Annotated in this window: 1 pseudogene; it reads left to right on the top strand. The window is 47.4% G+C overall.

Annotated features, from left to right (window positions below):
- Nucleotides 1–280: 280 nt before the first annotated feature.
- Nucleotides 281–464: pseudogene (locus tag AB4585_RS26100) on the top strand (hypothetical protein); the annotation flags it as partial.

Below are 464 nucleotides of genomic sequence, written 5' to 3' on the forward strand. Positions count from 1 at the left end.
GCACAATACTAGCTCCGTTAGCTTTGTACTGTACGATTGTGGGGACAGTTTGATTTCATCATTGTGGTGACGTTCATTGCAAGGGTTGGCGTTCTAGCACAAAGGCAATCTACCAAACTTGACTCCAATTACTTCCCTTATACGACCCGTTTATTCAGACACCACTACTCCTAGTGTACCGAAACAACTTGTCCCGTTGATCAGACGGCTTGTGTATCAATGACAAACTTCAACTATTCATCAAAGTCTTTGAGTATGCTTCCCCCCTTCGCAGCTCACCATGCTTTGGACAATGGTTCACTCCTTTACACGTGTTGGCAAAGGTCAGCTTGGTTTTTTCCTCCACACCATTACTGGCTTTCATAGGCCTAGCTTTACTCACTACTACGGGTTCATCTGCCACCTCGCACCAGCGTGCATCTTGAGTCACCCCTTGATGGACGCTTCCGGCGTTTGCCCGGATG

Source organism: Vibrio sp. 10N.222.49.C9, assembly GCF_041474985.1.
In the GTDB taxonomy this organism is placed as follows: domain Bacteria; phylum Pseudomonadota; class Gammaproteobacteria; order Enterobacterales; family Vibrionaceae; genus Vibrio; species Vibrio crassostreae_C.